Origin of the sequence: Sandarakinorhabdus cyanobacteriorum (assembly GCF_002251755.1) — a bacterium.
Lineage (GTDB): Bacteria > Pseudomonadota > Alphaproteobacteria > Sphingomonadales > Sphingomonadaceae > Sandarakinorhabdus > Sandarakinorhabdus cyanobacteriorum.
The window spans coordinates 73,572-84,856 of record NZ_NOXT01000115.1 but is presented as its reverse complement, the minus strand read 5'-3'; the positions used below and the strand labels follow the sequence as shown (position 1 = coordinate 84,856).

At 65.6% G+C, this 11,285-nt stretch carries 12 protein-coding genes; 8 read left to right on the top strand and 4 right to left on the bottom strand.

Going from position 1 to position 11,285, the window contains the following annotated elements:
- A partial coding sequence (locus CHU93_RS11475; protein ID WP_094474198.1) for a DUF885 domain-containing protein occupies window positions 1-1,341 on the top strand: 1,341 nt, incomplete at its 5' end.
- Between the two features lie 27 nt (window positions 1,342-1,368).
- Here the strand turns inward: CHU93_RS11475 and CHU93_RS11470 are convergent.
- Complete coding sequence (locus CHU93_RS11470) at window positions 1,369-2,016, bottom strand: immunity protein Imm33 domain-containing protein (RefSeq protein ID WP_165768715.1); 648 nt, start codon at window positions 2,014-2,016, stop codon at window positions 1,369-1,371.
- A 95-nt stretch (window positions 2,017-2,111) separates the two neighbouring features.
- Between CHU93_RS11470 and CHU93_RS11465 the strand changes: the two genes are divergently transcribed.
- From CHU93_RS11465 to CHU93_RS11450, 4 genes are all read left to right on the top strand, one after another.
- Window positions 2,112-3,269 carry an aromatic ring-hydroxylating oxygenase subunit alpha gene (locus CHU93_RS11465; protein ID WP_094474182.1) on the top strand — a complete coding sequence of 386 codons (1,158 nt, stop codon included), beginning with the start codon at window positions 2,112-2,114 and terminating at the stop codon, window positions 3,267-3,269.
- Between the two features lie 108 nt (window positions 3,270-3,377).
- Entirely contained in the window at window positions 3,378-4,565 is a 1,188-nt protein-coding gene (locus CHU93_RS11460; RefSeq protein WP_094474181.1) for a toxic anion resistance protein, read from the top strand.
- Window positions 4,566-4,614: 49 nt separating this feature from the next.
- On the top strand, window positions 4,615-5,280 hold the full coding sequence (locus CHU93_RS11455) for a hypothetical protein (protein ID WP_133064392.1): 666 nt from the start codon (window positions 4,615-4,617) through the stop codon (window positions 5,278-5,280).
- A 122-nt stretch (window positions 5,281-5,402) separates the two neighbouring features.
- Window positions 5,403-6,278 carry a hypothetical protein gene (locus CHU93_RS11450; RefSeq protein WP_165768713.1) on the top strand — a complete coding sequence of 292 codons (876 nt, stop codon included), beginning with the start codon at window positions 5,403-5,405 and terminating at the stop codon, window positions 6,276-6,278.
- Here the strand turns inward: CHU93_RS11450 and dapE are convergent, their stop codons facing one another.
- The 3 genes from dapE to CHU93_RS11435 are packed head-to-tail and all read right to left on the bottom strand — an operon-like array spanning window position 6,279 to window position 8,826.
- Window positions 6,279-7,433: a succinyl-diaminopimelate desuccinylase gene (gene dapE, locus CHU93_RS11445; RefSeq protein WP_094474175.1), complete on the bottom strand. Its 1,155-nt coding sequence runs from the start codon at window positions 7,431-7,433 to the stop codon at window positions 6,279-6,281. It lies immediately after the preceding gene.
- Window positions 7,430-8,155, bottom strand: a complete 726-nt coding sequence (locus tag CHU93_RS11440; protein WP_094474174.1) for a DUF1499 domain-containing protein — start codon at window positions 8,153-8,155, stop codon at window positions 7,430-7,432. Before CHU93_RS11440 ends, dapE begins: the two co-directional genes overlap by 4 nt.
- Window positions 8,152-8,826 carry a glutathione S-transferase gene (locus CHU93_RS11435; RefSeq protein ID WP_094474173.1) on the bottom strand — a complete coding sequence of 225 codons (675 nt, stop codon included), beginning with the start codon at window positions 8,824-8,826 and terminating at the stop codon, window positions 8,152-8,154. The genes CHU93_RS11440 and CHU93_RS11435 overlap by 4 nt, the downstream gene beginning before the upstream one ends.
- A 90-nt stretch (window positions 8,827-8,916) precedes the next feature.
- On the opposite strand from CHU93_RS11435, the gene aroQ reads away from it, so the two are divergent.
- Genes aroQ through accC form a run of 3 tightly spaced genes read left to right on the top strand, consistent with a single transcriptional unit; the run spans window position 8,917 to window position 11,265 of the window.
- Window positions 8,917-9,363, top strand: coding sequence for a type II 3-dehydroquinate dehydratase (gene aroQ, locus CHU93_RS11430; protein WP_086116818.1), 447 nt, complete (start codon window positions 8,917-8,919; stop codon window positions 9,361-9,363).
- A gap of 34 nt (window positions 9,364-9,397) precedes the next feature.
- Complete coding sequence (accB, locus tag CHU93_RS11425; RefSeq protein WP_086116819.1) at window positions 9,398-9,898, top strand: acetyl-CoA carboxylase biotin carboxyl carrier protein; 501 nt, start codon at window positions 9,398-9,400, stop codon at window positions 9,896-9,898.
- 8 nt (window positions 9,899-9,906) lie between these two features.
- Window positions 9,907-11,265, top strand: coding sequence for an acetyl-CoA carboxylase biotin carboxylase subunit (gene accC, locus CHU93_RS11420; protein WP_094474171.1), 1,359 nt, complete (start codon window positions 9,907-9,909; stop codon window positions 11,263-11,265).
- Window positions 11,266-11,285: the final 20 nt, after the last annotated feature.

Sequence of the window (11,285 nt, the reverse complement as noted above, 5' to 3'; positions counted from 1 at the left end):
TCAACGCAACACTCAAAGCCTCCACGGTTGCTTGATCCGGGCCTTGAACGCACCCGCGCCAGCGAGAGGGCCGGCATTCGGGTGCCGAAATTCCAGGTGGAAAGCATCATTGCCGGTGCCACCCAACTCACCAGCGGCGCGCCCTTCGCGGATGGCCCGGATGCCGCCCTGTGGGCTGATGTGAAGGCCAAGGCCGAGCGGCTGGTCAGCGCCGGCACCCTGCCCCGTGCCGAGGCTGATGCCCTGCTGGCCGAAGCGCGCGCCGCCATCCTGGCGCTGAAGCCCGCCTATGGCCGGGTGATCGATTGGGCCGTGGCCAGCCTGCCGACTGCACCTTCGGGCCGGGTCGGTGCCGGCTCCCTGCCCGGGGGCGCGGCCTATTACGCCAACGAGCTCAAGCTCAACACCACCACCGATCTGACGGCCGAGCAGATCCATCAGATCGGCCTCAAGGAAGTCGCACGGATCGAGGCCGAGCAGGACGCGCTGGCGAAGAAGGCCGGCCTGGCCGATCGCAAGGCCTTTTATGCCCAGCGTGCCCAGCTGTTCCCTGACCGGCCGTTCGACGATGCCGCGCGGGCCGCCTATCTCAAGGAAGCCAACCGCTTCGTCGGCCATGTCCGCACGCTGCTCGGCCCCTGGTTCGGCACGCTGCCGGCCTATGGCATCGAGGTGGTGCGCGAACCGGCCTTCAGCGAGGTGCCCGGCGGCGCCGCCCACGCCAGCGCGCCCAGCCCCGACGGCAAGCGCCCGGCGCGCACCTATGTCCACCTGGTCGGCACCCAGAAGGACCCGGCGGCACTCTACACGCTGATGTGTCACGAGGCGGTGCCCGGCCACAACATGCAGGGCGACATCCAGGTCCGGCAGAAGGGCGGGCCGAAGTTCCGCGCCGTCACCGGCTATGTCGCCTTTGGCGAGGGCTGGGGCCTGTATGCCGAGCGCATGTGCGCCGAAATGAACGCCTTCCCCGACATCGCCGCCGATTTCATGCGGCTGGATGCCGAACTGTTCCGCGCCGCCCGGCTGGTCGTCGATACCGGCCTGCACGCCAAGGGCTGGAGCGAGGAGGAGGCGGTCAAATATCTGAACGAAACCGGCCGCGCCCCGCCCGAAATGGCCCGTTCCGAAGTGCGCCGCTATATCACGCTGCCCGGCCAGGCCACCGGCTACAAGATCGGCATGCTCAAGATCATGGAAGAGTGTGCCAAGGCGCAGAAGGCGTTGGGCGACAAGTTCGACATCAAGGGCTTCCACGACCTGCTGATTGCATCGGGCTCACAGCCGCTGTCGATCATGGAACGCCGGGTGGACGACTGGATCGCCAAGCGGAAGGAGTGAGCTCTGGCGCTACCGTCGACGCCTCGGTCATTCCCGGCGGATATATTCCCCTGTTTCGAAGTTCCGTTCGAATTGGCAGCCTTCCGGCGTGTCGATCAGGTGCAGCCAGCTGTCATCCTTGTTGAGCACGGCACCAAGGGCGATATAGGCAACTTCGCGCCCACCATATTCTGCATCCATGGCGTCACCGCGCCGGCCCCGGATGCGCCAGCCGCTGTCTGGATACTGGTCGCCTTCCTGCGCCATGTCCGGCGCTTCGCGATAGAGATATTCGACCGGTTCCTCGCCGTCGATTACGCATTGATCGACGAGACAGCGCTCCCAATACTCACGGCGAGACACCGGCGGCGGGGCCTCCTCCGGTTTGTCGAACACGATGTCGACGATGTGATGGTGCTGGAAGCGGACCAAATCGCCGTGTTTCAACGGTGCCTTGGATTCGAACGGCTTGTTGCCCAGCGTGCCGGCAAGGCCCTCCCCTCCCGCTTCGGTGACGTGAACCCACATGCGTTCGACAGTCCATTCTTCGGTTGGCACGTCGTAGAGGAAGATCAGCTTGACGAGATCACCTGGCCGCACGGCCCGACATTCGGTCTCGCTGGGACAGAAGAAAGTGTAGCGTGCCGACTCCGCAATCGGACGTGGGTCTTCGAGGTGCCAGCCGGTTTCGGTCATGCTGCATCGGACCATCGGGCAGTTGATGGGTCAAGCCCCGCCCTCCCATCTCCGCGCAGTTGCGCCCGCCCAAGAACGGAGTCACCATCGGCTCCATGGATATTCCCTTCAAACCGCGCCACCCGACGCCCGGCCAGCGGGCGCTGGCGGCGGGCATTCCGGCGGCGGCGGGCAAGGCGGCCAGCGGCGTGATGCGGGAGATTCCGGCCAGCGCCTATACATGCCCCGATCATTTCGCCCGCGAATGGAACCGGGTGTTCAGACGGCTGCCGGTGGTGATCGCGCCGTCGGCGCTGCTGCCGCAGCCCAACATGGCGGTGCCGCATGATGGCTTTGGCCTGCCGCTGCTGATCGCGCGGGATGGCAAGGGTGTGGCGCGCGTGTTCATGAATGTCTGCCGGCATCGCGGCACGCGGCTGGTGGAGGGGTGCGCGGCGGTCAGTGCACCGGCGCTGGTCTGCCCCTATCACGCGTGGAGTTATGGCACGGATGGCAAGTTGAAGGGCCTGCCGCGCCCCGAGACGTTTGCGGGATTGGACAAGGCCAGCCGCAGCCTGATCGAGATGCCGAGCGTGGAGGCCGGCGGGCTGATCTGGATGGGGCTGGATCGCGACGCGGCACCGGATTTCAGCCTGGCGCAAGGGCCGCTGGCTGCCGATTTCGATGCCATCGGTTTTGCCGATCAGCATCTTTATGCCCGGCGCACGCACAAGGTCGCGGCCAACTGGAAGCTGATCATGGATGCCTTCCTGGAAAGCTACCATGTGCTGCGCCTGCACGCGAACACCATCGCGCCCTTCTTCCAGGACGGCGTCACCACCGGTGACCGCATCGGCCCGCACCAGCGCAGCGCCGTCGCCCGCCTCGCCGCGCTCGACGGGGTCGACATTGGCGACATGCGCGACCTCCGCCGCACCATGACCTTCACCTACACGCTGGCGCCGGCCACCGTGATCATCGCCAGCCCGGACTATATCAACATCATGGTGCTGATGCCGCGCGGGGTCGGGGAAACCTGGGTGGAGGATTTCATGCTGATCCCCGAGCCGCCGCGTGATGAGAAGGCCGAGCGGCACTGGGCGAAAAGCTGGGCGCTGCTCGATGGCGGCGTGTTTGGTTCCGAAGATTTCCGCGCCGCCGCGCTCGGCCACGAAGGCCTGGCTTCGGGCGCCGTTGATCATGTCCTCACCGGCGGGCTTGAACAAGGTATCGGCGCCTTTCACGACATGCTGGCTGGCGTGATGGCCGATTGATTGGGCGATTTCCCGCCCCACCCCTTGCAAAAGCGTGTCGCAATCCTAACACAGTAGGCAGCGGCGCGGCAGACTGTTAAGCTGCGCCGGCAAGAGATGAGGACTGGCATGTCGGACGAAGTTGCAATCAAGCTGGAACCCCCGGTCGCGGTCAACCCGATTGCGCCGCAGAAGGCCGCCGGCCTGGTGCCGCTGAAGGATCAGGAACGCGCCCAGCTGGATGCCAAGGTCGATGGTTTCATCGATGAACTGATCGCCACCGATGCCGCCAGCCCGGAATTTGGCAAGAAGGTCGATGCGCTGGCCAATCTGGGCGCCACCGAAATCGCCCGCGCCGCCGCCCAGTCCAACCGTTTCCTCGATCGGCCGACCCGCGCCCTCAACAAGGAGGCCGGAATCGGCGCCGATCTCGTGCAGCTGCGCAAGATCGTGGAGGATCTCGATCCCGGCAAATCCGGCAAGCTGCAGGGCCGCAAGAAGCTGTTTGGCCTGATCCCCTTCGGCGGAGACAAGCTGCGTTCCTATTTCGACAGCTACAAGAGCGCGCAGGGCAATATCAACGCCATCCTGGGCGCGCTGAAAAGCGGCAAGGACGAGCTGTTGAAGGACAATATCAGCATCGAGGACGAGCGTGCCAAGCTGTGGGACGCGATGGGCAAGCTGGAACAGATGGTCCACATGTCCAAGGTGCTGGATGAAAAGCTGGAGGAAAAGGCCACCGAGCTGGACATCACCGATCCGGCCAAGGCCAAGGCCATCCGCGAAAGCGCGCTGTTTTACGTGCGCCAGCGTACCCAGGATCTGCTGACGCAGCTGGCGGTTTCGGTGCAGGGCTATCTGGCGCTCGATCTGGTCAAGAAGAACAATGTCGAGCTGATGAAGGGCGTGGATCGCGCCAGCACCACCACGGTCGCCGCGCTGCGCACCGCCGTGACCGTGGCCGAGGCGATGACCAACCAGAAGCTGGTGCTGGAACAGATCACCCAATTGAACAGCACGACCGCCGGCATCATCGATTCGACCGGCGAGCTGCTGAAGAGCAACACCGCGATGATCCACGAACAGGCCTCGTCCAGCGCCATTCCGGTGGAAACGCTGCAGCGCGCCTTCCAGAATGTCTATCAGACGATGGACGCCATCGACACGTTCAAGATGAAGTCGCTGGAGGCGATGAAGACCACGGTCAACACGCTGAGCGTCGAGGTGGAGAAGAGCCGCGCCTATGTGGCGCGCGCGCAAGGCCAGGCCGAAGCCCAGATCGCCGGCCCGCAGACCAGCCTCACGGCCCTCACCTGATATGGCGAGTGTGCCGCCTTTTGACGAAGCCGAAGCCCGGCGCCGGCGCATGGCCCGGGCCGAAGCCATGCAGATGGCGCGCGCCCGGCGCTGGGAACGGCGCAAGGCCAATGTCGCCACCCGGCTGACGCGCGGCGGCATCGCCTTTCTGGCTACGGTGGCGGCGCTCACCGCCTATGGCTGGATGTCGGACGGGATGGGCATCGGCCTGTTCCTGTTGAGCCTGCTGATCGTGCCGCTGTCGGGCATTGCCGGTTTCGCCCTGCCGGTGGGCGGCCCCGATGTCGACAAGATGGACGAAGCCGCCCCGGCGGAGCTGCCCGCCATCACCGAAGCCTGGCTGGAACGCCAGCGTCGCCACCTCCCGCGTCTCGCCGCGCCGCATCTGGATGGCATTTCGGTGCAGCTGGCCGCGCTGGAACGGCAATTGGCACGTGTGCCGGCCGATCATCCGGTGGCGCAGGACATTGGCCGTCTGTTGGGCAAGCATCTTCCCGAACTGATCGACCGTTACACCCGCATCCCGCCGATGCAGCGCGCCAACATCGTCGAGCATGACGGCCGCACCCCGGAGGCCACCGTGATCGATGGCCTCAAGGCGGTGGAAGCCGAACTCACCCGCGCGTCAGCCACGCTGGCCGAGGCAGACCGCGACGGCCTGCGCGTACAGGGCAAGTTCCTCGAAGCCCGCTATGGCGAGGGCCAGCGCGTTTGAAGCACTATGTGGCGTTGTTGGCGCTGTGTACGGCAATGGCGACCAGCGCGGCATAACAGCCGGGCCCGGACGATAACCGCTTGGTTCCGCTTGCCGATTTCGTCACCGCCGTGCCAGTGGCGGTGTCTTTGCCGGCCGATTTGCCGCCGGCGGGCACATATTATCCAGAGGGCGTGCTGAATTGGCCGATCGCCCTGGTGGAAGCGAATGCCCGAATTCTGCCCCGGTTGCTGCCCCCGGCCGCTGTGGGCCTGTTGGGCGAGGTGATGCGGGGACCGTTTTATCTGCAACGCCTCTACCCTGACCGGTTCGAATTCTGGTGGATGACCGGTTTCGACGAGCAAGCGCGCACTGCCACACTGTGCCGGACGGTCTTGCGGCCAGACCGCTTGCCAGCCGGCGCGCTGCTGACAGATTTCGGCTTCTTGCAACTGGTGCAACCGCGCATATGCCAACTGCGCCCGATGCCGGGCGTTCCGATGGCTATGCTGGCCCAGGCGCGACCGCTGCCCGAAGCCAAGACGTTGCCGGTTCGTGAAATGGCCAGCACGCAACTGCGCGCCAGGGATGGCAGCGTCTGGCGGGCCACGATCCTGGCGGCGCAACGGGACCCTCTGCCACGGTTTGCACTGCACAGTCGGCCTTGGGGCAAACAGGATTGGCGAATGGTCATGCCGATGCCTTGGGCGGCAGCTGATCAGGCGGCCGGCGTCAAGGGCAGCTATTTGGAGGTCGGGCTGCCTTATGATGCGCGAACGGGCATCATATTGCGGTTTTCGGAGCCGGATGTCCGCAAGGCCTGGGAGGATCAATCCTATCGGTTGATTGTCTGCAGGCTGGAAGCCACGGTTGCCAACGCCGCCTTGCCCGCTGATCCCGCCTTGCTTGGCTGGTGCGGTCGCGCGGGGCTGGCGGCCGGGCGGCAGGTATCGGAATCGCCGGGGCCGCCCGTCGTCGCACCGCCATCGCCACCCCGCTCTGCGGCCAGCCCGCGCTGATCAGCCGGACAACGCCCGCGCCAGCAGAACTCCATATATCGCCGCCAGCCCGGCTATGTCGGCCACCGCGGCATGCTCATCCACCTTGTGCATGGACTGGCCGGGCAGGCCGAATTCCACCACCGGGCACAGGCGGCGGATGAAGCGGGCGTCGCTGGTGCCGCCGGTGGTCGAAAGCTCCGGCGTGCGGCCGGTGACGGCGTGGACCGCATCCCCCACCAGCGCCGACAGCGCGCCCGGTTCGGTGAGAAAGGCCTCGCCGGAGATTTTCACCTCGACCTGGGCCGAGGGCGCATGGGCAGCGACAGTGGCCCTTATCCAGTCGGCCAGGGCGGCGCCGCTGTGTTCGTTGTTGAAGCGGATGTTGATCCGGGCGCGGGCCTGCGCCGGGATCAGGTTTGTGGCCGGATTGCCGACCGAGACATCAGTGATTTCAAGGTTGGAGGGCTGGAACCAGTCGTTGCCCGTATCCAGCACCCGCGCCTTCAGATCGGTGAGGATGGCGACCAGCCGGGTGATCGGATTGTCGGCGCGGGTGGGGTAGGCGACATGCCCCTGCGCGCCGTTGACCGTGATCCAGGCGTTGAGGCTGCCGCGCCGGCCGATCTTCATCATGTCGCCCAGGCCATGCTGCGAGGTCGGCTCGCCCACCAGGCAGAGATCGGGGACAAGGCCATTGGCCTCCATCCAGTCCAGCATCATCGTGGTGCCGAAGGTGGCCGGGCCTTCCTCATCCCCGGTGATGATGAAGCTGATGCGGCCCTGCAATGGCCCCTTGGCCAGGTGGCGTGCGGTGGCGGCGACCATGGCAGCCAGTGCGCCCTTCATGTCAGCAGCGCCGCGGCCAACGATGAAGCCATCGCGGATGTCTCCAGCAAACGGGTCCTCGCTCCAGCCGGCGAGATCGCCGGCCGGCACCACGTCGCTGTGGCCGGCAAAGGCAAAATGCGGACCGGACCCACCCGCGATTGTGGCAAACAGATTGTCCACCGGGCCATCGGGCGGATGGCCAAACGGCAGGCGGGTGCAGGCGAATCCCAAGCCCGTCAGCGCCGTCTGCAGCAGGTCCAGCGCACCTTCGTCGGCCGGTGTCACGCTGGCACAGCGGATCAGCGCCTGGGTGAGGGCAATGGGATCGTTCGGGTCGGGCGTCATGCTCCGGCTTTGCGCACGGATGCGGCCAACCGGTCAAGCCACGCGCTTATCCGCCGCGCATTCACGCCCAGATCGCTTGTCCCCACCCGTGATTTTGACCTTATGTCCACCCGCGTGCCGCCCGGCACCTCGGTCAGCCGGATGACGATATCATCGCGGAACCCCCACCAGGGCACGCGGGCGACCGCTTCGATCCGGCCGGCATCGGCATCGCTGGCAATGATCTCCCACCCCTTGCAGGCGGCCAGCGCCAATCGGAACGCCTTGTCGCGCGGCAGCGGCAGATCAAGCGGGCGGATCTGCGGATAGGCGCGGGACTGTTCGGGGGCAAAGGCCGGGTTGTATTCGGGCGGATTGGCATCGGCCCCGCGCCGATCGGCGGTGAGGGCAACGAACTCCGGCGGGTTGGCGGTGTCGGTGCTGATATCGTTGATTACCGGCTTGTCGGCCGCCATCAGCACGATGGCCATGGGAATGGTCGCCGCCGCAATGCCGGCCGCAGCGGCAATCACGGTGACAACCCCGCCACGGCGACGGATCAGGCGGGCGAGGCAGAACAGGCCGCCAATGCCGGCCGGCACGGCCGCGCCGGCAAACAGGCCAAGGGCCGCCTGCCAGTTGACCAGGCCAAAGTTGAGCAGCGGCCCGGCGAGCAGCACCAGCAGCGCCGCGGCCAGCGTGGCCCGGGCCATGCGGGGGCCCAGCGGCGCGCGGGCGCTCACCCGCGCTTCACCCCGCCGGGGATGTGATAGCGGGTGAATTCATAGGGTTCGGCCAGTGCAGCCGCTGTCCATTCCTGCAGGAACGGATGCGCCAGCACCCGATCCACATAGGCCCGGGCGGTGGCGCTGACCGGCAAATGATAGGTGTCGATGCGGGTGCAGACCGGGGCAAACATGATGTCGGCCGCGCCGAACCGGCCAAACAGCCAGGGCTCGCCAGTCTCTGCCCCAAAGCGGCCAAGCGCCTCTTCCCACAGGGTTTCAATCCGGCGCACGTCGGCCATGATCTCGGCCGTGGGCGCGAAATCGGGATAATGATGCTGCAGATCCATCGGGCAACCGGCCCGCAACGGGGCAAAGCCGGAATGCATCTCTGCACAGATGGCATAGGCCAGCATGCGGGCCGGCGCATCGCGTGGCCAGAAGCGGTCATGCCCGGCCTTGTCGGCCAGATGCAGCAGGATTGCCATCGAATCCCACACCGGCTCGCCATGATCCCACAGCACCGGCACCTTGCCCGACGGCATGTCGGTCTTGGCTTCGCCGCTGATCCAGGCCGGCGAATCCATCACCCGCAGCTCGGTCTCGAACGGCAGCAGGCTCTGTTTGGCGGCCAGCCAGCCGCGCAGCGACCAGCTGCTGTAGGTGCGGTTGCCGATGATGATCTTCATGTGGTGCGACCCGTGGCTGAAACGGCGGCGAGCATCGCGCAATCGCGCCGGCCTTGCAACGCTGTCGCCTTCATGCTTTGCCTGTGGACCATGAACGACTTGCCGCTGGTCATGGTGCTGAACGGGCCCAACCTCAACCTCCTGGGCAGCCGGGAACCCCATATCTATGGCCAGGATACGCTGGACGATATCGCCGCCCGGCTGGAAGACCAGGCGCAGGGCCTGGGGTTGATGGTCGATATCCGCCAGTCCAACCACGAGGGCCATCTCGTCGATTGGCTGCACGAGGCGGGTGCCCGCGGCGCGCTGGCCGTCATCCTCAACGCCGGGGCCTTCACCCACACCAGCATCGCCATCCATGATGCCATCAAGGGCATCACGGTTCCGGTGATCGAGGTGCATCTGTCGAACCCGCATGCCCGGGAAGAGTTCCGGCATGTCAGCTTTGTCGCCAGGGCGGCAAAGGGCAGTATTTCGGGCTTTGGTGCCGCATCCTATGCCCTCGCGCTGGACGCGGCCGCTGCTTTGCGGCATTGAGCCGGACTTTCGAGGGGCAATTTACGGGATCGTCATGGCAGACTCCAAGGGAATCGTGGTTGATACCGGGCTGGTGCGCGAGCTGGCCGAACTGCTGGATTCGACCAATCTCACCGAAATAGAGGTGAAGGATGGCGAGCGGGTGATCCGTGTGGCGCGCACCGCTGCCGCCGTGACCATGGCCGCTGCCGCCCCCGCCTATGCACCGGCCCCGCCCGCTGGTGGCTGGCCGGCCCCGCCGCCGGCGGCCGCTGCTCCGGCTGCCGCCGCGCCGGCCGGCGATGGCGACATCAAGAATCATCCGGGCTTGGTGAAGTCGCCGATCGTCGGCACCGCCTATCTCACCCCGGAACCGGGTGCGCCGCCGTTCATTTCCGAAGGCGCCACCGTGAAGGCCGGCGACACGCTGCTGATCATCGAGGCGATGAAGGTGATGAACCCGATCGCAGCGCCCAAGGGCGGTGTGATCAAGTCCATCCTGGTGAACAGCGAGCAGCCGGTGGAATATGACCAGCCGCTCGTGATCATCGAGTAAGCGTGGCGATGTTCAAGAAGGTTCTGATCGCCAACCGCGGCGAAATCGCGCTGCGCGTGCACCGCGCCTGCCGCGAAATGGGCATCCGCACTGTGGCCGTGCACAGCACTGCCGATGCCGATGCCATGCATGTGCGCTTGGCGGACGAGGCGATCTGTATCGGTCCGCCCTCGGCGACGGACAGCTATCTGAACATCCCGGCGATCATTTCGGCAGCCGAGATCGCCCAGGCCGATGCCATCCACCCCGGCTATGGCTTCCTGAGCGAGAATGCCCGCTTTGCCGAGATCGTGCAGGAGCATCGCATCACCTGGATCGGGCCTGATCCCGAACATATCCGCAAGATGGGTGACAAGGTGGAGGCCAAGCGCACCGCCGCTGCCCTGGGCCTGCCATTGGTGCCGGGTTCGGATGGGCCGATCAACAGTGTCGAAGAGGCCCTCGAAGTCGCGGAAAAAATTGGCTATCCGGTGCTGGTCAAGGCCGCATCGGGTGGCGGTGGCCGCGGCATGAAGGTGATCCCGGATGCCGCCAGCCTGCCCTCGCTGGTCAGCCAGGCCAAAAGCGAGGCCAAGGCCGCCTTTGGCGACGACACCGTCTATATCGAAAAATATCTGTCGGAACCGCGCCACATCGAATTCCAGATCTTTGGCGATGGCCAGGGCGGTGCGGTGCACATGGGCGAGCGCGACTGTTCGCTGCAGCGCCGCCACCAGAAGGTGCTGGAAGAGGCGCCGTCACCGGTTCTGAGCGCTGCCGAGCGCGCGCGGATGGGCGAAGTGGTGCGCCAGGCGATCGCCAAGCTGAAGTATCGCGGCGCCGGTACCATTGAATTTCTTTGGGAAAATGGCGAATTCTTCTTCATCGAGATGAACACCCGCCTGCAGGTGGAACATCCGGTGTCGGAAGCCATCACCGGCCTTGATCTGGTGCGCGAGCAGATTCGTGTCGCTGCCGGCCTGCCACTGTCGGTCACACAGGACGACATTCATTTTGAAGGCCATGCCATCGAATGCCGCATCAATGCCGAGGATCCGGCCTCGTTCGCGCCATCGCCCGGCCGCGTCACCGATTTCCATCAGCCCGGCGGCCTGCATGTGCGTGTGGATTCAGCACTTTATGACGGCTACCGCATCCCGCCTTATTATGATTCGTTGATCGCCAAGCTGATCGTTTATGGCGCGAACCGCGATGAATGCCTGATGCGGTTGCGCCGGGCGCTGGAAGAATTCGTCATCCACGGGCCGAAGACCACCATTCCGCTGCACCAGGCCCTGATCGAGGACTCGGATTTCCAGAAGGGTGATTATTCGATCAAGTGGCTGGAACGCTGGCTGGCGGCCAAGGCGGAAGCGGCCAAGAGTTAGGCCCGCTCGCGTCCACAGTG

Excerpts from the sequence above, each read along its gene's own strand:
- CHU93_RS11435 (WP_094474173.1), bottom strand. The coding sequence starts at position 8,826 with ATGAAGATCATCATCGGCAACCGCACCTACAGCAGCTGGTCGCTGCGC.
- accC (WP_094474171.1), top strand. The coding sequence starts at position 9,907 with ATGTTCAAGAAGGTTCTGATCGCCAACCGCGGCGAAATCGCGCTGCGC.
- dapE (WP_094474175.1), bottom strand. The coding sequence starts at position 7,433 with ATGACGCCCGACCCGAACGATCCCATTGCCCTCACCCAGGCGCTGATC.
- CHU93_RS11460 (WP_094474181.1), top strand. The coding sequence starts at position 3,378 with ATGTCGGACGAAGTTGCAATCAAGCTGGAACCCCCGGTCGCGGTCAAC.
- CHU93_RS11455 (WP_133064392.1), top strand. The coding sequence starts at position 4,615 with ATGGCCCGGGCCGAAGCCATGCAGATGGCGCGCGCCCGGCGCTGGGAA.
- CHU93_RS11465 (WP_094474182.1), top strand. The coding sequence starts at position 2,112 with ATGGATATTCCCTTCAAACCGCGCCACCCGACGCCCGGCCAGCGGGCG.
- accB (WP_086116819.1), top strand. The coding sequence starts at position 9,398 with ATGGCAGACTCCAAGGGAATCGTGGTTGATACCGGGCTGGTGCGCGAG.
- CHU93_RS11470 (WP_165768715.1), bottom strand. The coding sequence starts at position 2,016 with ATGACCGAAACCGGCTGGCACCTCGAAGACCCACGTCCGATTGCGGAG.
- aroQ (WP_086116818.1), top strand. The coding sequence starts at position 8,917 with ATGAACGACTTGCCGCTGGTCATGGTGCTGAACGGGCCCAACCTCAAC.